The following is a 24096-nucleotide window of genomic DNA, read 5'->3' as shown; positions in this document are numbered from 1 at the left end:
TCGTCGTGCGTGTGGCCCACGCCGGGCGCCGCGAGGCGGTCATCGAGCTGCCCGAGACCCTGCGCCCGGCGATCGGCTCCATCGGGCAGGCGACCTTGTACGGCAACGGGCTGACGGGCTCTGCGACGCTTCGCCAGCTGTCGGATGCCGCAAACCCTCAGACCCGGACGTTCGAAGCGCGCTACGTGCTGGAGGGTCGTCTGGCGGATGCGCCACTGGGCTCGACCGTCTCCATTCATATTCCTGACAGCCAGTCCACTCCGGCGCTTCAGGTGCCGATAGGTGCAATCTACGATCCGGGCAAGGGCCCCGGCGTATGGCTGATCGAAGGGGAAACGTCGCAAGTCACCTGGCGTGCGGTGCAAGTCGCCAGCCTCAGCGACGAAGCGGCTTCGGTCGTCGGCGATCTCGAGGCAGGCGATCGCATCGTTGCGCTCGGCGCGCATCTGCTGCACGAGGGCGAGCAGGTGCGACTCGCCGAGAGCGAGGTTGCACCAGGCCTGGCCGTCAACGGCGGAGAACGGCAATGAGCGGCTTCAATCTCTCAGCCCTCGCGGTCCGCGAGCGCTCGGTCACCCTGTTTCTGATGGTGGCGATCTTCATCGCCGGCGTCGTGGCCTTCCTGACGCTGGGCCGGGCAGAGGACCCCGCCTTTACCATCAAGCAGATGACTGTGGTCACGGCCTGGCCAGGAGCCACGGCCCAGGAGATGGAGGAACTGGTCGCCGAGCCCCTGGAAAAGCGCATGCAGGAACTGCGCTGGTACGACCGGACCGAGACCTTTACGCGACCGGGCCTGGCCTTCACCACCGTGAACCTGCTCGACAGCACGCCGCCCGCCGAGGTCCCCGAGCAGTTCTATCAGGCGCGCAAGAAAATCGACGACGAGGCCGCCAGCCTGCCACCTGGCGTCATCGGCCCGATGGTGAACGACGAATACGCCGACGTGACCTTTGCCCTCTATGCGTTGAAGGCAAAGGACGAGCCTCACCGACATCTCGTTCGCGAGGCAGAGAGCCTGCGCCAACGCCTGCTTCACGTGGCGGGCGTCAAGAAGGTGAACATCATCGGCGAGCAGGCCGAACGGATCTTCGTCGAGTTCTCCCATGACCGCCTCGCGACCCTGGGCGTCTCCCCGCGCGATCTCTTCGCTGCGTTGAACGGGCGCAACGTCATGACACCCGCCGGCTCGATCGAAACCCATGGCCCGCAGGTCTTCATTCGGCTGGACGGCGCGATCGACGACCTCGAGGCGATCCGCAATACACCCGTCGCCACGCAGGGCCGTACGCTGGAGCTCGGAGATATCGCCGAAGTGAAGCGAGGCTACGAGGATCCAGCCACCTTCCTCATCCGCAACGACGGCGAACCGGCCTTGCTGCTCGGCGTGGTCATGCGCGAGGGGTGGAACGGCCTCGAGCTCGGCAAGGCGCTGGAGGCGGAGGCAGCGGCGATCAACGCCGAGATGCCGCTCGGCATGAGCCTATCCAAGGTCACGGACCAGTCGGTCAATATCCGCTCGGCCGTCGACGAGTTCATGCTCAAGTTCTTCGCCGCCCTCGGCGTGGTGATGCTGGTGGGCTTCCTCAGCATGGGCTGGCGCGCCGGCATCGTGGTCTCGGCAGCGGTTCCCCTGACCTTGGCCGCGGTCTTCATCGTCATGGCGGCCACCGGCAAGGACTTCGACCGGATCACGCTGGGCTCCCTGATCCTGGCGCTGGGGCTTTTGGTCGATGATGCGATCATCGCCATCGAGATGATGGTGGTGAAGATGGAGGAAGGCTACGACCGCATGCGCGCCGCGGCCTATGCCTGGAGCCATACCGCCGCGCCCATGCTTGCCGGGACCCTGGTGACGGCGATCGGCTTCATGCCGAACGGCTTCGCCAAGTCGACCGCCGGCGAGTATGCCGGCAATATGTTCTGGATCGTCGGCATTGCCTTGATCGCGTCATGGATCGTCGCCGTGGTGTTCACGCCCTACCTGGGGGTGAAGCTGCTCCCGGATTTCAAGAAGCGCGAGGGGGGGCACGAGGCGATCTACGCGACGCCGCACTACGAGCGCTTCCGCCGGCTGCTTGGTTCGGTGATTCGCCGCAAATGGCTGGTCGCGGCGAGCGTGGTCGGTGCCTTCGTCATCGCGGTCCTGGGCATGGGCGTGGTCAACAAGCAGTTCTTTCCGACGTCCGATCGGCCCGAGGTGCTGGTCGAAGTGCAAATGCCATATGGCACCTCGATCGAGCAGACGAGTGCGGCGACCGCCAAGGTTGAGGCCTGGCTGGCCGAGCAGTCGGAAGCGGCGATCGTGACCGCCTACGTCGGACAGGGGGCGCCGCGCTTCTACCTCGCCATGGCGCCGGAACTGCCCGATCCCTCGTTCGCCAAGATCATCGTCCTGACCGACGACCAGGGTGCGCGGGAGGCACTCAAGCTCAGGCTGCGCCAGGCGGTGGCCGACGGCTTGGCGCCGGAGGCGCGGGTGCGGGTGGCCCAACTGGTGTTCGGCCCACCCTCGCCGTTCCCCGTGGCCTTCCGCGTGATGGGGCCCGACCCCGACACGCTGCGTGACATCGCGGCGCAGGTGCGCGCCGTGATGCAGGCTTCTTCCCAGATGCGCACGGTCAATACCGACTGGGGCGAGCGCGTGCCTACGCTGCGTTTCTCGCTCGACCAGGACCGGCTGCAGAGCCTCGGCCTGACCTCGAGCGACGTGGCCCAACAACTCCAGTTCCTGTTGAACGGCATCCCCATTACCGAGGTACGCGAGGACATCCGCTCGGTACAGGTTGCGGCCCGTTCGGCCGGCAATACGCGGCTCGATCCGAGCAAGATCGACGATTTCACCTTGGTTGGTGCAGCCGGTCAGCGGATTCCGCTGTCGCAGATCGGGACGGTGGACGTCCACATGGAAGACCCGATCCTGCGTCGCCGCGATCGTACGCCGACGATCACTGTGCGCGGAGACATTGCCGAGGGCCTGCAGCCGCCTGACGTGTCTACTGCCGTGTGGAAGGAACTGCAGCCGATCATCGCCGAATTGCCGACCGGCTACCGGATCGAGCAGGGCGGTTCCATCGAGGAATCCGGCAAGGCGAATCGCGCCATGGCGCCGATCTTCCCCATCATGATCGCCCTGACGCTGATCACGATCATCTTCCAGGTTCGCTCGATCTCCGCGATGACGATGGTGTTCGCCACCGCGCCGCTGGGCCTCATCGGGGTCGTGCCCACCCTGCTGGTTTTCAACCAGCCGTTCGGCATCAATGCCCTCGTCGGCCTGATTGCGCTGGCGGGAATCCTGATGCGCAACACGCTCATCCTGATCGGCCAGATCCGCGACAATGAGAAGGCGGGCTTGGCACCCTTCGATGCCGTGGTCGAGGCCACGGTGCAGCGTGCCCGTCCGGTCATCCTGACCGCGCTCGCCGCCATCCTCGCGTTCATCCCCCTGACCCAGTCGGTGTTCTGGGGCACGCTGGCCTACACCTTGATCGGTGGCACCTTCGCCGGGACGGTGCTGACCCTGGTGTTCTTGCCGGCGATGTACGCCATCTGGTTCAGGATCAAGCCGGCCCCATCGCAAAGCTGGTCGCCATCACCCCAATCCTCCTAATAGAGAGAAACTACCATGTCGAATTCCAAAGTCGTCATCGTTACCGGCGTGTCATCGGGCATTGGACGTACCGCCGCAGTGAAGTTCGTCGATCAGGGTTGCCGGGTGTTCGGCACCGTGCGCAACACGGCAAGGGCACAGCCAATACCGGGTGTTGAACTGGTCGAGATGGATATCCGTGACGAAGCATCGGTTCAACACGGAATTCAGACCATCATCGCCAAAGCCGAGCGCATCGATGTGCTGGTCAACAGTGCGGGCGTGACCCTGCTCGGCGCGACGGAGGAAACGTCGATTGCCGAAGCCAATACGCTGTTCGACACCAACCTGTTGGGCCTCTTGCGCACAACACAAGCGGTGTTGCCGCACATGCGCGAGCAGCGTTCTGGTCGCATCGTCAACGTCAGCTCGGTACTGGGCTTTCTGCCTGCGCCGTACATGGGGCTCTATTCGGCATCCAAACATGCCGTTGAAGGGCTGTCCGAGACCCTGGATCACGAGGTGCGCCAATTCGGCATTCGCGTGGCGCTTGTCGAACCCTCCTTTACCAAGACCAACCTGGATCTCAATGCGCCCCAAACCGCGTCCAAAATCCCCGACTACAACAAAGAGCTCGGCGTAGTCTCCCAGGCGATCCAAAAAAATGTCCGAAAGGCGCCGGAGCCCGATGGAGTCGCCGCCACGATCGTCGATGCCGCGTTGGGCGCCTGGAAAATGCGCCGTACGCCCAAAGGCGAGGCCTCTCTTCTGGCCAAGTTGCGCCGATTCATGCCCGCTGGCCCGGTCGAGAAGGGCCTGAGGAAAACCTTTGGGCTCACTTGAAATCGATCCCCGCTTTCTAGCCAGAGTATGGACATGGCGGGCATCATGAATGGCAAACGAGGAATCAAGAATGCGTCGAGTTGTTGTCACCGGCCTTGGGCTGGTTTCACCCTTGGGTGTAGGCGTAGAGTCCCTCTGGACTCGGCTGTTGAACGGACAGTCCGGCATCAGGCAATTACCTGATGCCAGGGTGGGGGACCTGGGAGTCAAGATCGCCGGGGTGGTCCCGGATCACGCGGAAGACCCGGAGGCTGGGTTCGATGCCGATCGTGTTGCCCCCCCTAAAGAGCAGCGCAAGATGGACCGCTTCATGCTGTTTGCATTGGCAGCGGCGGATGAGGCGGTCGCCCAGGCGGGATGGCAACCCCGGCATGCGCACGAGATGGAACGCACCGCAACGGTGATCGCATCCGGGGTGGGGGGCTTTCCGGCCATTGCAGAGGCGGTCCGTACGACTGACAGCCGGGGCGCCCGCCGCCTATCGCCTTTCACCGTGCCTTCCTTTTTGGTCAATCTGGCGGCTGGTCACATCTCGATTCGGTACGGTTACCAAGGGCCGATCGGGGCGCCGGTGACCGCGTGCGCGGCCGGCGTGCAGGCGATTGGCGACGCCGTGCGGATGATTCGAGCCGACGAGGCGGACGTTGCGATCTGCGGCGGTGCCGAGGCCTGCATCGACAAAGTGAGCCTGGGGGGCTTCGCTGCGGCTCGTGCCCTCTCCACCGGTTTCAATGCCACGCCGGCGCGGGCCTCGCGTCCTTTCGACAGCGCCCGGGATGGGTTTGTCATGGGCGAAGGCGCGGGCGTGCTAGTCATTGAGGAACTTGAACATGCGCTGGCCCGTGGCGCGACGCCCATCGCCGAAATCGTTGGCTACGGCACAACGGGCGATGCCCATCACATCACGTCGGGTCCAGAAGATGGCAGTGGCGCCCAGCGTGCGATGTCAAACGCGCTGGCGCAGGCAAGACTGAATCCATCAGATGTCCAGCACCTCAACGCCCACGCCACCTCCACTCCGTTAGGAGACAGGAGCGAGCTCGCGGCGATCAAGGCCGTGTTCGGTGGTGGGGTTGCCGTAAGCGCGACTAAATCGGCGACCGGTCATTTGCTCGGTGCGGCCGGGGGCTTGGAGGCCATTCTGACGATCCTGGCGCTGCGCGACCAGATCGCGCCACCCACGCTCAACCTGAAGAATCCGGATCCTGCCGCCGAGGGGCTCGATTTGGTACGGGGTACGGCACGACGACTGCCGATGGAGTACGCCATCTCCAATGGCTTCGGCTTTGGTGGCGTCAACGCCAGCGTCATTTTCCGATGCTGTCAATAAAATTTGTACTAGCCATCATCGCGATGCAGCCCCATCAACCCGGCCCGTCAGCCAATGGCTGTTGACCCCCGTTGACACTTCCTCTCCCAGGCGAGGCTAGGGCAGTGCCGCGATGAAGCAGCCGCAAGCGACGGTCGAGGCGACCGTACGCATGTGGTTCCACAAGGTCCACGCTTTCAGGTAGCGCGCCCATACGGCGCCTGCATCGCCAGTTGCCTTGGCACTGACCAGCTCGTTGTTGAGTGGTACGTTGAAAAGCAGGGTAACGCCGAACATGCCGACGACGTAGATCACTCCCCCAATGAGCATCGGCGCGGCACCCGGCTCGCTCCAGCGCAGCAGGGAAAGGACCGCGAGCGCAGCGCCGGCAATCGTCGTGCCGAAGAATAGTGGCAAGAACAGGGAACTGAGGATCACCTTGTTGATCTCGACCATGGCGGCAATGCCGGCTCCGAGTTCGATGTGACCGAGCGCCTTCATGATGAAGGCCGAAAAGGCGAAGTAGAGTCCGGCGATGAGGCCACAACCGATGGCGGAAAACCACAGGAGCAACGACAACATGGCACTTGCCTCCTTAGAGTTGTGGGCGTTGTTCTGTCATCCTGCAGCCTCATCTCTAGGCATGGGGGTATCAGGAATAGTGGGCAGCCGCGTGTCGCGCCTAAGGCGCAGCATGGTGACGACATTGGTGAGGAAGATCAGGCTTTCCGCAATCGTGCCGCCGATCGAGCCCGCCAGCAGGTTGCTGGCGACCCAGCACAGCGCTGCCGCTGCCAGGGTGGCACGCATGGGAATGCCGCGCAGCATGAACATGCCATAGGTGCCCAACAGGCCTGCGGCCAGTGCCGGGATATCCCGCAGGCCGCTCCAGGTCAGCACGGCCACCACCAGAGTGGCGAGCAGCATCCCCACCATGATGGCCCGGTGGCGCGGGAAGCGGCGCACCAAGGCGATACGTAGCACGATCAATGCCGAGATGCCCGCGGCTACCCAGCTCTGGAAGAGCGCGAACTGCGTGGCGAAGGCGACATTGGCGAACAGCAGCAGGGCGAACAGTCGGTCGTCGCGCTTGCTGGCGAATGCCACGAGGCACAGTGCCAAGGCCAGCAGGCTGACGCCCTGGCCAAGCAGCCATCTGAATCCGATCTCTTCCATAAAGCATCTGTTAACGTGTTAAAGGCGAAGTAGAAGCTTAGCAGGTGATTACGCTGGGAAAGGTTGTTCGTTCATCGCCCCTCTCCCATCCATTGGCGTGGATCGATCCGGCCCTCGTACATTGGTAGTTCCAGTACTGGGTCGTCTTCCCGGAACTGCGACCATACGCGGTTCAAGCCCGCAGTGCCGAAGGTGCGCACACGTTCCACCTCATCCAGATTCAGAACATCGGTGAGGATGCCAGAGGTCGCCCCCGGCATCCGCGTGCGGACGTGGCCTTCGGGGTCGACGATCAGACTCTGGCCCTCGCCGGAGGGCGTGGCCGCGTTCGCGCTGACCATGAACACCTGGTTGAAGATGGCATTGGCCTGCACCAGCACCTGCTCCTGGGCGCGGTCGCAGGTGGAGGTGGCAGCCTGGTTGATGATCACATCGGCCCCCAGCCAGGCCAGTTGCCGTACCACTTCGGGAAACCAGATGTCGTAACAGATCGCCAGCCCGACCCGACCTACCCCGGGAATATTGAACACCTCGACGCGATTTCCCGGCCGAAAGGGCTCATAAGGGCGCCAGGGGAAACACTTGCGATAGGCCGCCACCCGCTCGCCTTCGGGCGAGTACACCGGTGCGGTATTGTACAGGTGGCCATCCTCGCCCCGTTCGCAGACCGTGCCTGGCAGCAACCAGATACCCAAGTTGCGGGCGATACGCGTCAGGTGCCGGTTGCGTGGGCCGTCGATTGGTTCGGCGGCCGCGTCAAGTTGCGCGCTGCGCTGCTCAGGGGTGCCGGTGGCGCCGCAGAGGTAGAACTCCGGGTAGACCACCATCCTGGGTTGCTTGAACTCGGCCCCGAAGTCGCTCAGGTGCTCCGTCAGCTCCGCCTCGACGTCCCGTAGCTCGGCGTCCATGCCGGGCTGTCGGGAGGCTTCCTGGACCAGCAGGACGGGCAAGTATCTTGGCATGGGATGTCTCCGTTACAGGTTCGCTTTCACCGAGGCAGGCGCCGGCTCAGGTTCCGATTCGTCAAAGTCGACTTCCGGCGGTTCACGACGGAAGAAACGGGTCAGGTAGATCAGCTGTGCCAGCCCGATCGAGAGCCAGATCAGCCCCAGAATCACTGCATTGATGTCCAGCTTGCTCATCAGCCAGAGGTTGACCAGGGCACCGATCAGCGGCACCACCATGCCTTTGAGAACACCGTAACGGCGCTTGGCATCCTCATCCTTGCTGACCAGGAAGATGACCGAAAGGTTGACCATGGTGAAGGCGATGAACGCGCCAAAATTGATGAACGAGGCGGCGGACAGCACATCCAGGAACAGGGCGATGATGCCGATGGCGCCGGTCAGTACGATGCTGAATACCGGGGTATGGAAGCGCGGGTGCAGGGCACCGAACAGCTTGCGCGGCAGTACCGCGTCCCGCCCCATGGCGAACAGCAGGCGTGAGGCGCTGGCCTGGGCGGCCAGGCCGGAGGTGAACTGTGCCAGTACCATCCCGGCCAGGAAGATGGCCCCGAACAGGTCCGCGCCGATGGTCCTGGCAATCTCGAATGCGGCGGAATCGGCGTTGACGAAATTGCTGCCCGGGTGCGCCAACTGGGTGGTGTAACCTACCAGCACGTAGATGCCACCGCCAATCAATGCGGTGAGCATGATCGCCCGCGGAATGTTGCGCTTGGGCTCGATGGTCTCTTCGGTTAGGGTGGTGACGGCATCGAAGCCGAGGAAGGAATAGGCTGCTACTGCTGCGCCCGCGGCAATGGCAGTTAAGCCGGCATCGTCACCGACAAACGGCCCCAGGCTGAACAGGGCGTCGGCGCCGCCGGTCGCGAACACATGACGAACCGACAGCAGTACGAAGAAGCCAATGACCAGTATCTGGAACATCATCAGCAGCGAGTTCACCTTGGCCGCCAGCTTGATGCCATAGACATTAAGGAAAGTGGTGATACCGATGAAACCCAGCAGGAAAATCCAGCTTGGCACTTCCGGGAAGCGCGCGTTCAAGTAGGCGGCACCAATCAGCCAGATCACCATGGGCAGGAAGAAGTAGTCGAGCAGCACGCTCCAGCCCACCATGAAGCCGACCCGGGAGTCGATGGCCTTGCGCGCGTAGGTATAGGCAGAGCCCGATACCGGGTAGGTACGCGCCATGATGCCATAACTGTACGCCGTGAATAGCATGGCAACGGTGGTGATGAGGTAGGCCGTGGGTACTGCACCGTTGGTGGTGCTGGCGATCACGCCGAAGGTGCCGAGCACGATCAGCGGCGTCATGTATGCCAGACCGAACAGCACCACGGCCTTCAGGGATAGGGTTCTCTCGAGTTTGATATTGTTTTCCGACATGATCCGTCTCCAGTACACGTTGACGCCGACGCCGGGCACCTGCCAGGCCGGTACGACGCGTTTGGGTGGCGGGCATTGGCCCCCACGAATGAGCGGCTCAGACCCGCAGTTGCCGGTGTCACATGGGCCCGGCTAGACTGCGATACGTAGTCACCACTCTGTTGACAACGTTATTGAGCGGGCGACGGGGGGTATATAACCCCAGGGTGGTATGGTTTTGCGGGCTTGGAATTGGTGAAACACAGCGAACACGACGAGGCCCTGGCCAACACCATCAAGGCCTTGGCGACAGTCGAACTGCCCCGTCAGTTCTCCGCGCTGGTGCGGGGGCTGGCCGCCTTCGACAACCTGATCATCATTGCCTATCACGGCGAACACCGACCGACGGTACTCTACCGGGAATTTACCGATCCGGTGGTCTATCTGCCGATGGACAACCAGTACCTGGGCGGGGCCTATCTGCTGGATCCGTTCTACCACGAGCATCTCAAGGGCGATGTGCGGGGCGTAAGACGGTTGATGGATGTGGCACCGGACCACTTCCGGCGCACCCATTACTACAACAACTACTATAAGCAGACCACGCTACTCGATGAGGTAGCGGTCTTTGCCACCATTACTAACAACATTACGCTAACTGCCTGTTTTGGCAGGGACCGTTCCAGCGGCAGCTCCTTCGGCAAGCGCGAGATCCAAGCCCTGCGGCGACATGAGATGAGCCTCAGCGCCCTGCTGGAGACGCACTGGCGGGACTACCGTTGCCAGGATGCCGCCGGGGCGTCGTCAGAGCCTCTGGAGAAACGCCTGCGCGAGGCCCTGGAGCAGGAGCACGGCATCCGGCTGAGTCCACGCCAGGCCGAAGTGGCCCTGTTCATCCTGAGGGGGCATTCGTCCCTGGCCATTGGCCTGCACCTGGAGGTCAGCACCCAGACGGTAAAGGTCTTCCGCCGCCAGCTCTACGCCAAGTGCAACATTTCCTCCCAGGCGGAGCTGTTCGCGCTGCTGATGCCGTTGTTCGCGCGGCTGACCGCACATGGCTGAGCCAAGTACATGAGCGGCATCACTCTATCGTCTTGCTGCTCTCATCGTCGATCAACGCGAAACCGGAAATAGGCAGTGGTCAATCTGTCATCGTGGTGCGGCCATGACGCCTGTTCACATTCCACGCTATCCCCCATGATGGGCCTTGCCTATCATCGATGAACAGGTCGTTATCCAATCAAAGGGGATGACTGTCATGCATCGTCACAGTCTGGGCGCTTGGCAGCACGATCACATCTTCTGTCAAGACGAGGTCCGTGCCGGGGAGAAGCGTACCCGTATCGTCGTGTTCCTCACCTTGGTGACCATGGTCATCGAAATCGCGGCCGGTATGCTTTATGGCTCGATTGCGCTGCTGGCCGATGGGCTGCACATGGGCTCCCATGCAACGGCGCTCGGCATTGCCGCTTTTGCCTATGCCTACGCCCGCCGCCATGCACACGATGACCGCTTCAGCTTCGGTACCGGCAAGGTCAATGCGCTGGGGGGCTTTGCAGGGGCAGTGTTGCTGGCCGGGTTTGCTCTGTACATGGGCATCGAGAGTGTGGCCCGATTCGTCGATCCCGTTGATATCGTGTTCGACAAGGCCATTGCCGTGGCTGTCATCGGTCTCGCCGTCAACGGCGTGTCAGCCTGGATTCTCGGAGGCGGGGGACATCATCACGGGCATCACCACGCTGAGCATTCCGGTCATCAACATGACCACAACCGTCGGGCGGCCTATTTCCATGTCCTGGCGGACGCCTTGACTTCGCTCCTGGCGATCGTCGCGTTGCTGGCGGCCAAGTATCTCGGTTGGCAGTGGATGGATCCGGCCATGGGCCTCGTCGGTGCTGTGCTGGTGACCCGCTGGTCCTGGGGTTTGCTGCGCGATAGCAGCCAGGTGTTGCTCGACCGGCAGGCCCGAGGGCTGGATCCCGATATTCGCGACATCCTTGAAGGTGGCACCGGTGATCGGATCAGTGATTTGCATATCTGGTCGATCGGGCCCGGGATCTACGCGGGGATCATCGCCCTGGTGTCGGATAAGCCCCAGCCACCCCACGTGTATCGAAGCAAGCTGGAAGCCAGACTTCCTGAACTGGTGCACACCACGATAGAGGTCGAGCCTTGCCCCGATACCGGCCATGTCTCGGCCGCCTAGTATTCGAAAGACGACCCTATTGACGGTGGTCAGCGTGGTTATCAACTGGGATGTGCGGACGTTGGGCTGCAGCCGAGCGCAGGCAGTTTTCAGACAATGCCTAGTCATGACTCTGCTCGGCTTCTCCAACAACCCAGGCTCGAAAGATCTCGGCATGGGGGTGCAGATACTGGTGCTCGGGATAGGTCAGGAAAAAGGCTTCCTGCGTCTCGACTTGATGGGAAAAGGGCGCTATCAGACGCCCGCTGGCAAGCATGTCCGATACCAGGGAGGTTCGGCCCAGTGCGATACCATGTCCCAGCGCCGACATTTCCAGCGCCGAAATCAGGGTATCGAACTGCATGCCCGGCGACGTTTCGAGATGCGCAAAACCGGTCTGGCCCAACCAGTAGCTCCAGCCTTCCTTGTAACCTATCACATGGAGCAGCGTCTGACCGGACAGCTCCTCGGGTGATGCCGGCGGCTGGCGCCCCCTGACAAGTGTCGGGCTGCAGACGGGCACCAGCTTGTCCCAGGTCAGACGCTCCGCCGTCAGACCCGGCCAGGTACCCTGCCCGTAACGAATCTCGAGATCGGCATCCCATTTGCGTTCGTCGACCCAGATATTGCTGGTAAAGCGCAGTCCCACCTCGGGGTGCAGGGCATGGAACCTCTCTAGGCGAGGCGCCAGCCAATGGGTGAAAAATACCAGATTGACTTTGATGGTCAGCGCCTTGGCGAGTCCCTGGCCGAAGAGCTCATCGGTCACCGCTGCCAGCTTTTCGATGGTATCGCGCACCGGCGGCAGGTAGGCCTTACCGGCGTCGGTCAGTTCAAGCCCCCGCGGCAGGCGTTTGAAAAGTGAGGTTCCCAGTTGGGCTTCCAGCCCCTTGACCTGCTGGCTGATCGCGGCTTGCGTCAGATTGAGCTCTGTCGCAGCCTGGGTGAAATTGAGATGACGGGCGGAGGCTTCAAAGGACCTCAGCCAGTTAAGGGGAGGCAATCGCTTCTTCATGGGCGCAGCATTGCTCCGACTGACGTTTGCAGCGAGTGTCACCAATCAACGCCCCAAACACCAGTACGCATTCGTCAGGCAAGGGCGATCGAGGTCCGGTGCATACAGCGGCAGGCGTCCTCCTCCTGGACGGACGCCTGCCTGGGCGGGGGCTATTTCATCGTCGGCATCGAAAACTCGACTCCTTCACGTACCCCGGCACTCGGCCAACGCTGGGTAATGGTCTTGCGCCTTGTATAGAAACGTACCGCATCCGGGCCGTAGGCGTGCAGGTCGCCGAACAGAGAGCGCTTCCAGCCGCCGAAGCTGTGGTAGGCAACCGGCACCGGCAACGGCACATTGATCCCGACCATGCCGACCTGGATATGGTCGCTGAAATACCGCGCCGCCTCACCGTCCCGGGTAAAGATGCAGGTCCCGTTGCCATATTCGTGGGCGTCGATCAGCTCCATTGCCTGCTGCATGCTCTGGACACGGACCACCTGTAGCACCGGACCGAAGATCTCCTCCTGGTAGCTGAGCATATCCGTAGTGACATGATCGATCAGGGTACCACCGACGAAGAAGCCGTTTTCGTAGCCATGCACCTCGACCGTTCGACCGTCGACCACGACCTGGGCACCCTGCGCCTCGGCGCTATTGATATAGCCGATCACCTTTTCCCGGTGCTGACGAGTGATCAGCGGCCCGAAGTCGTTGCTGCTGTCCATGTAGGCGCCCACCTTGAGGCTGGTCATGGCTTCACTCATCTTGCTGACCAGTGCATCGGCGGCAGCATCGCCAACCGCGACGGCAACCGAAAGCGCCATGCAGCGTTCACCGGACGAGCCAAAGGCAGCGCCGAGCAACTGGTTGACGGCATTGTCCATATCGGCGTCGGGCATTACGATGGCGTGGTTCTTGGCCCCGCCGAGGGCCTGACAGCGCTTGCCATTGGCGGTAGCGGTCGAGTAGATATACTCGGCGATCGGTGTCGATCCGACGAAACTGACCGCCTGGATACGATCATCGTGCAGCAGGGTATCGACCGCCTCCTTGTCACCGTTCACGACGTTCATGACACCGTCCGGCAGGCCCGCTTCCTGCAGAAGCTGGGCGATATAGAGTGTCGAGGACGGATCCCGTTCGGACGGTTTCAGTACGAAGCAGTTACCGCATACCAGCGCCATCGGGAACATCCATAGCGGCACCATCGCCGGGAAGTTGAACGGCGTGATACCAGCCACCACACCCAACGGCTGGAACTCGCTCCAGGAATCGATGGCGGGGCCGACATTACGGCTGTGCTCGCCCTTGAGCAGCTCCGGTGCGCCGCAGGCATACTCGACGTTTTCGATGCCGCGCTGCAGCTCGCCGAGTGCATCGTGAACTATCTTGCCGTGCTCCTCTCCGATCAGGGCGGCGATCTTGTCGGCATTGCTCTCGAGCAATTCCTTGAAGCGGAACATGATGCGTGCCCGCTTGATCGGCGGCGTGTCGCGCCAGGCTGGAAAGGCCTCGCGGGCCGCCGCGATCGCCTGCTCGACCGTGTCCCGCGATGCCAGTGCCAGCCGTTTGCCGATTGCGCCTGTGGCGGGATTGAATATGTCCTGATAGCGCTCGCCGGCCGTCACTATCTCACCATTGATCAGATGTCCCAGTGTCTGCATCGTTGTGATCCTCGAGGTTGGTTCGGAGCGCCTGTCGGCGGTCCGTAGTGGATTCGTGTTACCGATGGATTCGCTGCTTCCCTCACCAAAGCTGCCGATACAGCTCGATGATCTCGTCCACTTCAGGCACACGCGGATTGTTGCCAGGCGAGCCCGAAGCCAGCGCCTGTTCCGCCATCACCGGCAGCAGTTCGAAAAAGCGCTGGCGCTCGATGCCGAATCCTTCGGGGCTGGGCACCTGCAATTCATCGTTGAGCGCCTCGAGTTCTGCAATCAGCTTGCGGTTGGCCGTTTCGGTATCGTCCCGTTCGTTGGCGAGACCCATGGCCCGGGCGCAGTCGGCATAGCGCTCGGGTGCCGCCGGTATCGACCAGGCGGTCACGGCCGGCAGCAGCATGGCATTGGAAAGGCCGTGCGGCACATGGAAGAAGGCGCCGATCGGCCGACTCATGCCATGCACCAGCGCCACCGACGCATTGGAAAAGGCCACTCCGGCCAGGGTCGACCCGAGCATCATGGACTTGCGAGCCTCCTCGTCGGCGCCGTCGTGATAGGCCCGGCGCAGATTCGGTGCGATCAAACGCATGGCGGCCAATGCCTGCGCATCGCTGTACGGGTTGGCCTTTTTACTGACATAGGCCTCGATCGCATGGGTCAACGCATCGATACCGGTATCGGCGGTAATGCGTGGCGGCAAACTCAGGGTCAGCTCGTAGTCGACCAGCGCTGCCACCGGCATGAAGCCAATACCCACACAGAGCATTTTCTCGTCGCAGGCTTCATCGGTAATGATGGTGAAGCGGGTCACTTCGGAGCCAGTACCGGCCGTGGTCGGCACAGCGATCACCGGCAGTCCGCTCTCCAGCACGATACGGGGGAACTTGTAGTCGCGCATCTGACCGCCGTGCTTGGCCAGTACCGCAATTGCCTTGGCACTGTCGATGGGACTACCGCCACCCAAGGCGATGATGCAGTCGTAGTCGCCCGCACGAGCCTGTTCGACGCCCGCCTGAATCGAGCCGACGGTCGGCTCCGGCACGGTAGCGTCGAAAACGTCGGGAAAGACCCTATGCTGCTGCAGGTGCTGCTGAATTCGTGCGGCATAGCCCAGTTCCACCATCACCTTGTCGGTGACGATCAATGGGCGCTTGCAGCCCAGACTGGCCAATACGTTGGGGATTTCCTGACTGGCGCCAGCGCCCACCTGCATCACGCGGGGCAGAACGATCTGTGTAGACATAACGACTCCGGAATTTCTGGTTGTGGAAAGCCAAGGCATGCCCCTTGCCGGGGCAGTGCGGAAAGGCGTTAGTGGGACGATTTCGTGGGAATCTCGGGCACTGGAGCCTGCTCGGTCGAGCCGTCGACCGATATGGCCCTGCGGTGCTCAATGGATGGCGCTGACATCTCGGCACTTAGCGATTTCAACAGGCCGTATATCCCCAGTATCAAGACGATCGAGAAGGGCAGCGCGGCGACAATCGAGGCGGTCTGCAGCGCCTTGAGACCACCGGCAAACAGCAGTACTGCGGCGACGGCACCGATGGCCATGCCCCAGAACACGCGATAGCGAGCAGGCGGATGCTCATTGCCCATGCACACCAGGGTACAGATCACGAGGGTTGCCGAGTCGGCCGAGGTGACGAAGTAGGTGACCAACATGATGGTGCAGATTGCCGCCATCAGCAGGGTCACGGCGTGCCCCATGTTCATCAGCTCGAGTGTCTTGAACAGCGACATCGTGACATCCTCATTGACGGCGGCGATCAGCCCTCCATTGCCGAACAGCTCGATATACATGGCGGTATTGCCGAATACCGTGATCCAGAATGCCGCCAGCAGCGTCGGGGCAATCAAGACGCCCAACACGAACTCCCGCAGGGTCCGCCCCTTGGAGATGCGGGCAATGAAAACGCCACAGAACGGTGCCCAGGCGACCCACCAGCCCCAGTAGAAGATCGTCCACCAGCCTTGCCATTGTCCCTGCGGATCCGGATCCACCCAGAGGCCCAGCTGCACCGAATGCACCAGGTAATCTCCCAGGTTGGTAACGAAGGCGCCCAAGAGGTAGGCCGTGGGGCCGAAGATGATGAACAGCCCCAGAATCAGGATGGTCAGGTGCATGTTCCATTCGCTGAGGATACGAATGCCGCGATTGACACCGGATAGCACGGATGCGGTTGCAATCGCCGAGATCACGACGATCAGTATTACCTGATTGGTCGTGGAGACATCGAAACCGAGCAGATAAGCCAGCCCCGCATTCATCTGCTGAGCGCCGAGACCCAGCGAGGTGGCAATGCCAAATACCGTGCCGAACACCGCCAGCAGGTCGGCGGCATGGCCGATGGGGCCATAGATGCGCTCGCCGAAAATGGGATAGAGACTCGAGCGTATCGACAGCGGCAACCCCTTGCGATAGGCGAAGTAAGCCAATGCCAGGCCTACCAAGGCGAAGACCCCCCAGCCATGCAGTCCCCAATGGAAGATAGCCACACGCATCGCGACCTGCGCCGCCTCTATGCTGCCCTTCTGCTCCTCACCGATGAAGGGCGTCCCCTGCAGATGGTAGATCGGCTCGGCAATACTCCAGAACAGGATACCTATGCCGATACCGGCGCCGAACAGCATCGAAAACCAGGAGAAATTACTGAACTCCGGACGGTCGCTGTCCTTGCCCAGGCGGATATCGCCGTAGCGGCTGAAAATCAGCCAGATCACCAGTAACAGGCAGAAGCTCACCAAGCCTATGTAGTACCAGCCCAGGTTGCTTGCGATATAGGATTTCGCCGCTTCATACAGGGAGTTCGCATAATCGGTATTCAGGATGGTGAAAAGTACGAAGGCTGTCACCAACAGGCCGGAGCCTAGCACCATCATTGGATTGCCTACGACAGTTGCATCGGTTCGGCGGATTGGCTCGGGCGTCGACAGGTTTTGATTGTTTTCAGGAGCCTGCCTGGTCTTGTGGTTATTGTTCATCGTGAAGTCCTTTGTTTTACTTGCTCAATAAAAGGATCGGGATGTCTTTATATGTCAGCACCTTACAGTTACTCAGGCGTCGAGAAATAAGGCTGTATGAACCGGCGCGGATTGAATTCTCGTAATTAAATCGCAGCTTTGGAAGCAATAAAAAAAAGGCCTTAGACCCGAATTTATTTATGCCGGGCCCGTCATAAAAAAAATGATATCTCAGGGCGATTTTTTATTGCTGGTGCCGCCTGTTAGGCGCTCTTAGTATCGCTCCAAGTCTCATGACATAGTTTGGCGAGAACCGATGAGTTACTAAAAACCAGGATTCATGGCGAACTTACCGTTTCGTTTGAAGTAGCGCCTTAATAACTGTCATGCAAAACAATTTTCAAAACATTGGGTCGCAGCTAACTGCGTCGACAGCGAGAGGGACAAATTGAAATGCAGAACAACAGTCAATTGCCTTTGACAGGTATCCGTGTCGTTGACTTCGGCCAGCAAATTGCAGGGCCGGCGGTTGCCATGGTACTGGCAGACCTCGGCGCGACCGTCGTCCATATCGATCCGCCAGCCGGCCCGCAGTGGGATCACCCGGCCAACGCCATTTTGCATCGCAACAAGAGCTGCCTGAGGCTAGACCTCAAAACGGACGCCGGCCTGCAACAGGCGCTAACACTGATCGATCAGGCCGACGTGGTCATCGAGAGCTTCCGTCCGGGCGTGATGCAGCGCTTAGGTCTCGACTTTGTCCGGTTGCGCCAGGCGCGCCCGGAGCTGATCACCCTTTCGGTACCGGGCTTTGCCAGCAACGACGAGCTGCGTCGTGAATGGAAGGCGACCGAGGCCGTCGTCGCCGCAACGTCGGGCGCCTATACGGATATGGGCTTCAACAGGGTGCTGATGGGGCTCAACCCCAGTTTCTCGCCGCTCCCCCTGGGCTCTTCCTATGCTGTCTCGCTCGCCGCCAGTGCCGTGGTCATGGCTCTGCTGGCGCGGGAGAAGAGTGGTCGCGGCGACAATATCGAAGTGCCTGTCGCTGCCGCCTTGATGGAGGGCCTGTCCTACAACTCCATCGTCATCGACGGCCTGCCGGAGCGCTACAAGACCATGCGCGAGAAGGAGATCGAATACCGTCGGGCGAACAATATCGAAATGGACCTGAGTTACGAAGCGCTGCAAGAGTATCTCGATCCCTTCTATCGCACCTACGAATGCGCGGACGGCCGCATGTTCTACTGCGTCTGCCCGTCGCACCGCAACCATGCCAAACGCTGCCTGCAGGTACTGGGCATCTATGAGGAGCTGCTGGTGGAGGGCCTGCCCGAGGTCAAGGACCTGCACCTCCCGATCAGCGAGTGGGATGGTGAAACCTCGATCGGTGTCTACCCGCTGCCGAAGAAGTGGGCCGATATCATCTCGGCCAAGATGAAAAAGGCCTTCCTGACCCGGACCTCCGAGGAATGGGGGCGCATCTTCGGCGAAGGCCAGATTCCCGGCGCACCGCATCGCACGACCCAAGAGTGGGTCAACAGCGAGCACAGCAATGCCGCCGGTTTGATCATCGAAGTCGACGACCCCGAATATGGCGTGATGAAGCAGCCGGGGCCACTCGCCTGGCTCGAAGGTCTGGCAGAGCCCATGTTACGCCCGCGACCGCGCCGCAACGTCAGCTTCGACGAGGCGCTGTCGCTCCTGCAGTCACTGGCGACGCACACCGACTATGCCGCGCTGCGGGCCAAGGCGCCTGCCGCCAAGGCCAGCTGGCTCGACGGCCTGCGCGTTCTCGACCTGACCAACGTGATCGCCGGTCCCCATTCCGGCACTTTCCTGACCCGCTTCGGCGCCCAGGTCACCAAGCTGGATCCGGTGACGCCGCTGTACGATCCGCTGATCGGTACCCTCTTCACCTTCCAGTGCGGCATGGGCAAGCAGAGCGCCCTGGTCGATATCACGACCGATGAGGGACGGGAGGTGTTCAACCGTCTGGTGCGTTCCGTCGACCTGGTGCTGATCAACGCCCCCGAACGTCAGATGAAGCCCCTGGGCCTTGACCATGACAGCCTGCAGGCCATCAACCCGGGTGTGCTGTTCTGCCGTCTGGACTGCTTGGGCGGCCCGCGTATCGGGCCGAAAAGCAACTACATCGGCTACGACGATATCGTCCAGGCCAACAGTGGCATCATGAGCCGTTTTGGCGGGCCCGCCACTCCGGAGGAACATGCCCACCTGGGCACCCTGGACGTCAACTGTGGCTTCGCCGCCGGTCTCGGCATGGCGGTCGCCCTCTATCACAAGCTGAAGACCGGTGAGGTGACCCGGGCCCGCACCTCGCTGTCCGCTGTTACCAACTTTGCCCAGTTGCCGTTCGCCTTCGACTACGAGAGGCGTGCTCCCTTCGACGAACCCTCGGGTCGCGAAGCCCTTGGCAACCACGCACTGTCGCACTTCTACCGGACCGAGGACGGCTGGATCTTCCTCGACGCCAGCCCGGCCGAACTCGAAAAGCTGGAGGCCATCGAGGACCTGGGTGGCATCGGCCAGGCGCAGGATCGAGCGGAATTCCTGCGTGCGGCCTTTGCAAAGGCCCCCTCGGCCTACTGGATCGAAGTGCTGCACGAGGTGGACATCGCCGCTGCGCAACCGCTGGCCATCGAGACGCTGCGCGAATGGTACAGCCGGGAAGCCGACGGTACCGTGAGGATCGACGGGGGGAGCTATGCCTTCTCGATCTACCGCGATCACCCCAGCGGCCACTGCATCACCCAGATCGACCACTATGCGATTCGCCCCCGGGAAGCCGCCATCAAAGCGGTCAGCCCGACGGAGCGCTTCGGACACTCGACGCGCCGGATACTGAGCCAGGTCGGCTACAGCGAACCGGCAATCGACTCGATGATCGAACGCGGTGTCGCCGGCCTGGGCTGGGGCAAGGAGTTCCTACCCAGTTAAACCGTCCCACCCCTGCGCTTGCCTTTCTCCTCCTACCGCACCCCGGCTTGCCGGGGTGCTGGTCGTCTTTACCGATGTCCCGGTCGATCTAAGCGCGAAAAGAGGGCATATCCGGCGTTTTCCGCAATAATGTCCAAGCCATTGGCTTGGTGCATGGCCTAAGCTATGGCTGGTTGGCGTTCAGGGAGGTGTGGCATGGCGAAGCAGTCCAGCCGATTTGAGTACTTCAAAAGTCAGCATATCCCCGAGCTTACGGTCCTCCAGGCGGCGTTGAGCGATTTCAGCTATGACCGTCATGCCCATGAGGAGTACGCCTTCGGCGTCACCCTATCCGGGCGGCAGGACTTCTTCAGCGGCGGCCAGTTTCACCGCAGCCCGCCCGGCAACGTCATCCAGTTCAACCCCGAGCAAGTGCACGACGGGCACCCGGGCGACGGCAGCACGCTGGGGTATGTGATGCTCTATGTGCCTTCCGCCCAGCTCGAGGCATCGTTTGCCGATGCGGTTGGGTGCGAGCGTGCCGGTGGGTTCAGAAGCAGTGAGACCCTGATAGCGGATCCCTCCCTACGCCACGCCATCCTGGAATTGGCTCGCCTGGTGACCGATCAGGTGGGCTCCCGTATTGACCAGGAATATGCTCTCTACCAAATGGCGACACGCCTCGTTCAGCGTGCCGGCAAGTTCCAACCGGGCAGTACGGTAAGTCGCCCCGATGCCCTGCTGCAGCAAGCCAAGGGGTACATCCATGCGCACCTCGAGGCGGATCTCTCGCTGGACGAGATCAGCCAGGCCGCCCACCTCTCGAAATACCACTTCTTGCGCCTGTTCCGTCAACAGTTCGGTATCACGCCGCACCAATACGTCCTCAACTGCCGGATCAATGCCGCGCGCAGTGCCCTGGAGGCAGGCGTTGTCCCCAATGAGGTGGCATTCCGTTACGGCTTTGTTGATCTCAGCCATTTCAACCGCCGCTTCAAGCGCATCTATGGAATGACGCCGTACCAATACCAGCGAAGCGTGACCAACTAAGGACACACTTTGCTATGCACTCGGGTGTACAGGGCTTGCATCTTTGCCGTGATGTGGCGGCCCAAGATGCGCTTTGGCTAGAGTCCATTTCACTAGTAATCTAGACGACGAGCAGGCTTTATTAGCATGTCAAAAAATAAATCAATACGCAGCGAGACAGGGAGGGGAGATGAGCGGCAACCAGGATTGGGCGTTACGTGCTCCGCAATCGATGAAAGTGGAGCGCATGGAAGCCTTCTTCTGTGGATATGGCTTCGAGCCGCACCGTCACGACACTTACGCTATCGGCCGGACTCTGGCTGGCGTGCACAGCTTTCATTATCGTAACAGCATGCGTCACAGTTTGCCGGGCGGTACCATTGTGCTACATCCGGACGAACTTCACGACGGTGAGGCGGGAACTGATGACGGCTTCCGCTACCGCATCCTGTACATCGAGCCGGCTTTATTGCAGCAAGCTCTCGGCGGCAAGCCGCTGCCGTTCATACCCGAAGGCATATCTCGCGATTCGCGTCTGTATGAGGCTTCTCAGACTCTCATGCAGGGCATGGAGTGTCCCATCGATCCTCTCGAAGAAGAGGATGCCATCTATGATTTGGCGCAGGCACTGGCCGTGGTGGCTGGTACGCGGCGTGGGCGCAAGGCACTGGATTACATGGCGGCAGAGCGCGCTCGCGAATACATCCACAGTGCACTGGACAGCACGATCACACTCGAGGAACTCGAACAGGCCAGCGGACGTGATCGCTGGAGCTTGTCGCGTGATTTCCGAGCGCTCTATGGCACCAGCCCCTATCGTTACCTGACCATGCGCCGCCTGGATCATGTACGTGCGCTGATCGTGACAGGGCAGACGCTAACAGAAGCCTCCCTGATCGCCGGCTTCTCCGATCAGAGCCACATGACTCACCATTTCACCCGTACGTACGGCATCACGCCGGCGCGATGGCTGCGAATGCTACATCGCCAATGACCTGCCACTGTCCCTGATATCTGCAGTAAACCTGCACGATCTTACAAGACCACCTCGAATACCTCTCTCTAGACTCGACCCATCCCATTGCAGCAAGAACCGCTTCGGTTGGGCTCCGCATGCCCTTGTGGCGCGTCTGCACGGGGCCTTGGTCGGGGTGTCTGCTGCGCCCCGGTTTGACCTGTTGAGAAATGGATTCGCACCCGCTTGCGGGTGTTTCACGCGGCGCCTGAATGGCTCGGCGCCACACAACCAAGAGAGGAAAACGGGATGAACTCCATTACCAGCATCTCCACCATCGGCGGGACTGTAGGCGGGACCGTTGGAGGAACCGTAGGCGGAACGGTCGGCGGCACTGTAGGAGGGACAGTCGGCGGCACCGTGGGAGGAACGGTCGGTGGCACTGTGGGAGGAACGGTCAGTGGCACCGTGGGCGGCACTTCTGCTGTCGGTGGCCTGCCGCTCAATGACCGCCTGACCAAGTAACCGGTCGAAGGTGGCGTCCGGCATCGTGGCGCTGCCTTCGTTTGACAGTCTCCACGGAACCACGGAGCGTGCCAGTTGAAAGCCACAGTTGAAACCGAAGCCTATATCTTGTCCAAGGACATAGTTCAGACCAGAGTCGGTGAGCGTTTCGCCACCTATCACCGACGACTCGGGGGCCTATTCTTTCTGGACGATGCCGCCCAGGAGCAGCTCCTAAGCTTCCAACAGCCACGCCAGGTGCCCGTCAGCATTCTTTCCGGCGTTGCCGACAACCGCACCGACGAGCTGATCCAACAGCTGATTGCACGCCGCATCCTTGTTCGACCGAGCGACCAACATACAACACCCACCGCGCCCTCGACGCTGGAGAAGAAGGTCAACATCATTCAGCTTATCCTCGCCAACGCGTGCAATTTCGGTTGCACCTACTGCTTTGAAGGTGTGCAGGGCAAGGAAATGTCCGCTGAAGACGAATTCAACAAGGTCGACACCTCGCGTCTGATCGCCCGTGAAGGGATCAAGGTCAACATCGAGGATTCGATCTATGCGTCGAAGGAGCGCTTCGATCACCAGTACGACCCGAAGAACCGTTCGATGAAGCCCGCCGATGGCATCGCCTACGTCGAGTCGGCGCTCGCCGTGGCACGTTCCGCCGGCGTGTATGACGTGATGCTGCAGTTCTTCGGGGGCGAGCCGCTGCTCAACTGGCGCACCATCGAAGCGGTACTGGATCGCTTCGGCAATGGCGAGCACGACGGCATGACGATTCATTACTCGACCGTCACCAATGGCTCGCTGATCACCGACGAAATCGCTGAAATCTTCGCCAAGTACCAGGTCGCCGTATGCGTTAGCTTCGATTCCCCGACCAGCCCAAGCCGGCCGTTGAAGAATGGCGAGGACAGTACACCAGTCGTGATGCAAGGCCTCAGACTACTGCAAAAGTACGACAACCGCGTGGCGATCAATGCCGCTCTGACATCGGCCACCTGGAGCGACTTCGACGAGTCCATCGTCGACCTGGCGGTTGATGTCGGTGCGCGAGAAATCGGTGTAGTAGTCGACTTCGACCCAACCTTCTATACCGACTTCGGCGCCGAGAATATCGTCGAGCGCCTGTGGCGAGTAGTGGAGTATGGACGCCGTCGTGGCGTGGTGCTCACCGGCTACTGGCACCAAATCTTTCAAGTGATGTTGGGCTTCGACAGTGTCAGTTATCGGGGCTTCAAAAACTGCTCGGCCAAGGGGGCGCAATTCAGCATTGAGCCCAACGGCTCGGTGTTTGCCTGCAAGGCCGGTTCTACGCTGTTGGGTGATATCCGCGACGGCGTAAATATCCTCGATTCTGAACCTTATCTGGCGCATGCCAGCCTGCGGCGCGATAACCCGGAATTCTGTCACGGCTGCGAAATCGAGGGGTTCTGTGGGGGGCTGTGCCTGGGGCCTTTGGAGAAAAAGTACGCATCGGTCAATGCCGTCGAACCATCGGCCTGCGATTTCTACCGTGGCATTACTCGAAAGCACATCGAATCTCTCAAGCCGTACGAAATCGCCACCTTCGACCTCCAACCTACCTGACCCGAGAGA

At 61.2% G+C, this 24096-nt stretch carries 19 protein-coding genes; 11 read left to right on the top strand and 8 right to left on the bottom strand.

Annotation, left to right across the window (positions count from 1 at the left end; genetic code table 11):
* The 4 genes from L861_RS24910 to fabF form a co-directional block, all read left to right on the top strand.
* The coding region (locus tag L861_RS24910) for an efflux RND transporter periplasmic adaptor subunit (protein ID WP_016417488.1) at positions 1-530 on the top strand (530 nt) is incomplete at its 5' end.
* Entirely contained in the window at positions 527-3613 is a 3087-nt protein-coding gene (locus tag L861_RS13025; protein ID WP_016417487.1) for an efflux RND transporter permease subunit, read from the top strand. The genes L861_RS24910 and L861_RS13025, both read left to right, overlap by 4 nt.
* Before the next feature lie 15 nt (positions 3614-3628).
* Positions 3629-4435, top strand: coding sequence for an oxidoreductase (locus L861_RS13020; protein WP_016417486.1), 807 nt, complete (start codon positions 3629-3631; stop codon positions 4433-4435).
* 70 nt (positions 4436-4505) lie between these two features.
* On the top strand, positions 4506-5765 hold the full coding sequence (gene fabF, locus L861_RS13015; RefSeq protein ID WP_016417485.1) for a beta-ketoacyl-ACP synthase II: 1260 nt from the start codon (positions 4506-4508) through the stop codon (positions 5763-5765).
* A gap of 96 nt (positions 5766-5861) precedes the next feature.
* Here the strand turns inward: fabF and L861_RS13010 are convergent, their stop codons facing one another.
* The 4 genes from L861_RS13010 to L861_RS12995 all read right to left on the bottom strand — a co-directional run bounded on the left by L861_RS13010 (position 5862) and on the right by L861_RS12995 (position 9271).
* Positions 5862-6326 (bottom strand): anthrone oxygenase family protein, encoded by a 465-nt coding sequence (locus tag L861_RS13010; protein WP_016417484.1) that lies wholly within the window; start codon positions 6324-6326, stop codon positions 5862-5864.
* Positions 6327-6362: 36 nt separating this feature from the next.
* On the bottom strand, positions 6363-6920 hold the full coding sequence (locus L861_RS13005) for a YgjV family protein (RefSeq protein ID WP_016417483.1): 558 nt from the start codon (positions 6918-6920) through the stop codon (positions 6363-6365).
* 71 nt (positions 6921-6991) lie between these two features.
* Entirely contained in the window at positions 6992-7882 is an 891-nt protein-coding gene (locus tag L861_RS13000; RefSeq protein WP_016417482.1) for a carbon-nitrogen hydrolase family protein, read from the bottom strand.
* A 12-nt stretch (positions 7883-7894) separates the two neighbouring features.
* Positions 7895-9271 (bottom strand): APC family permease, encoded by a 1377-nt coding sequence (locus L861_RS12995; RefSeq protein WP_016417481.1) that lies wholly within the window; start codon positions 9269-9271, stop codon positions 7895-7897.
* A 234-nt stretch (positions 9272-9505) separates the two neighbouring features.
* On the opposite strand from L861_RS12995, the gene L861_RS12990 reads away from it, so the two are divergent.
* Together L861_RS12990 and dmeF are read left to right on the top strand one after the other, a co-directional pair.
* Positions 9506-10312, top strand: coding sequence for a helix-turn-helix transcriptional regulator (locus tag L861_RS12990; RefSeq protein WP_236617161.1), 807 nt, complete (start codon positions 9506-9508; stop codon positions 10310-10312).
* 196 nt (positions 10313-10508) lie between these two features.
* Positions 10509-11456 carry a CDF family Co(II)/Ni(II) efflux transporter DmeF gene (dmeF, locus tag L861_RS12985; RefSeq protein ID WP_016417479.1) on the top strand — a complete coding sequence of 316 codons (948 nt, stop codon included), beginning with the start codon at positions 10509-10511 and terminating at the stop codon, positions 11454-11456.
* Between the two features lie 100 nt (positions 11457-11556).
* Here dmeF and gcvA read toward each other — a convergent pair whose 3' ends face one another.
* From gcvA to L861_RS12965, 4 genes are all read right to left on the bottom strand, one after another.
* Positions 11557-12450: a transcriptional regulator GcvA gene (gene gcvA / locus L861_RS12980; RefSeq protein ID WP_016417478.1), complete on the bottom strand. Its 894-nt coding sequence runs from the start codon at positions 12448-12450 to the stop codon at positions 11557-11559.
* Between the two features lie 152 nt (positions 12451-12602).
* Positions 12603-14099, bottom strand: coding sequence for a CoA-acylating methylmalonate-semialdehyde dehydrogenase (locus tag L861_RS12975; RefSeq protein ID WP_016417477.1), 1497 nt, complete (start codon positions 14097-14099; stop codon positions 12603-12605).
* A gap of 82 nt (positions 14100-14181) precedes the next feature.
* Positions 14182-15339, bottom strand: coding sequence for an iron-containing alcohol dehydrogenase (locus L861_RS12970; protein WP_016417476.1), 1158 nt, complete (start codon positions 15337-15339; stop codon positions 14182-14184).
* Positions 15340-15407: 68 nt separating this feature from the next.
* Complete coding sequence (locus L861_RS12965) at positions 15408-17081, bottom strand: BCCT family transporter (RefSeq protein WP_016417475.1); 1674 nt, start codon at positions 17079-17081, stop codon at positions 15408-15410.
* Between the two features lie 432 nt (positions 17082-17513).
* Here L861_RS12965 and L861_RS12960 point away from each other — a divergent pair, with 432 nt between their 5' ends.
* The 5 genes from L861_RS12960 to L861_RS12940 all read left to right on the top strand — a co-directional run bounded on the left by L861_RS12960 (position 17514) and on the right by L861_RS12940 (position 24087).
* Positions 17514-20021 (top strand): CoA transferase, encoded by a 2508-nt coding sequence (locus tag L861_RS12960; protein WP_016417474.1) that lies wholly within the window; start codon positions 17514-17516, stop codon positions 20019-20021.
* Between the two features lie 195 nt (positions 20022-20216).
* Complete coding sequence (locus L861_RS12955; RefSeq protein ID WP_016417473.1) at positions 20217-21050, top strand: AraC family transcriptional regulator; 834 nt, start codon at positions 20217-20219, stop codon at positions 21048-21050.
* 169 nt (positions 21051-21219) lie between these two features.
* Positions 21220-22023 (top strand): AraC family transcriptional regulator, encoded by an 804-nt coding sequence (locus L861_RS12950; RefSeq protein WP_016417472.1) that lies wholly within the window; start codon positions 21220-21222, stop codon positions 22021-22023.
* 270 nt (positions 22024-22293) lie between these two features.
* Positions 22294-22509, top strand: coding sequence for a hypothetical protein (locus tag L861_RS24560; protein WP_016417471.1), 216 nt, complete (start codon positions 22294-22296; stop codon positions 22507-22509).
* A gap of 75 nt (positions 22510-22584) precedes the next feature.
* On the top strand, positions 22585-24087 hold the full coding sequence (locus L861_RS12940; protein WP_016417470.1) for a radical SAM/SPASM domain-containing protein: 1503 nt from the start codon (positions 22585-22587) through the stop codon (positions 24085-24087).
* Positions 24088-24096 lie beyond the last annotated feature (9 nt).

This window comes from Litchfieldella anticariensis FP35 = DSM 16096, from assembly GCF_000409775.1.
Taxonomy (GTDB): Bacteria; Pseudomonadota; Gammaproteobacteria; order Pseudomonadales; family Halomonadaceae; genus Litchfieldella; species Litchfieldella anticariensis.
This window is presented reverse-complemented; position numbering and strand designations above follow the sequence as displayed.

Coding starts and splice junctions, on each gene's coding strand:
- L861_RS13010 (WP_016417484.1), bottom strand. CDS start 6,326: ATGTTGTCGTTGCTCCTGTGGTTTTCCGCCATCGGTTGTGGCCTCATC.
- L861_RS12950 (WP_016417472.1), top strand. CDS start 21,220: ATGAGCGGCAACCAGGATTGGGCGTTACGTGCTCCGCAATCGATGAAA.
- L861_RS13005 (WP_016417483.1), bottom strand. CDS start 6,920: ATGGAAGAGATCGGATTCAGATGGCTGCTTGGCCAGGGCGTCAGCCTG.
- dmeF (WP_016417479.1), top strand. CDS start 10,509: ATGCATCGTCACAGTCTGGGCGCTTGGCAGCACGATCACATCTTCTGT.
- L861_RS13000 (WP_016417482.1), bottom strand. CDS start 7,882: ATGCCAAGATACTTGCCCGTCCTGCTGGTCCAGGAAGCCTCCCGACAG.
- L861_RS12975 (WP_016417477.1), bottom strand. CDS start 14,099: ATGCAGACACTGGGACATCTGATCAATGGTGAGATAGTGACGGCCGGC.
- gcvA (WP_016417478.1), bottom strand. CDS start 12,450: ATGAAGAAGCGATTGCCTCCCCTTAACTGGCTGAGGTCCTTTGAAGCC.
- L861_RS12995 (WP_016417481.1), bottom strand. CDS start 9,271: ATGTCGGAAAACAATATCAAACTCGAGAGAACCCTATCCCTGAAGGCC.
- L861_RS13020 (WP_016417486.1), top strand. CDS start 3,629: ATGTCGAATTCCAAAGTCGTCATCGTTACCGGCGTGTCATCGGGCATT.
- L861_RS12965 (WP_016417475.1), bottom strand. CDS start 17,081: ATGAACAATAACCACAAGACCAGGCAGGCTCCTGAAAACAATCAAAAC.
- L861_RS13025 (WP_016417487.1), top strand. CDS start 527: ATGAGCGGCTTCAATCTCTCAGCCCTCGCGGTCCGCGAGCGCTCGGTC.
- L861_RS12955 (WP_016417473.1), top strand. CDS start 20,217: ATGGCGAAGCAGTCCAGCCGATTTGAGTACTTCAAAAGTCAGCATATC.
- fabF (WP_016417485.1), top strand. CDS start 4,506: ATGCGTCGAGTTGTTGTCACCGGCCTTGGGCTGGTTTCACCCTTGGGT.
- L861_RS12970 (WP_016417476.1), bottom strand. CDS start 15,339: ATGTCTACACAGATCGTTCTGCCCCGCGTGATGCAGGTGGGCGCTGGC.
- L861_RS12960 (WP_016417474.1), top strand. CDS start 17,514: ATGCAGAACAACAGTCAATTGCCTTTGACAGGTATCCGTGTCGTTGAC.
- L861_RS24560 (WP_016417471.1), top strand. CDS start 22,294: ATGAACTCCATTACCAGCATCTCCACCATCGGCGGGACTGTAGGCGGG.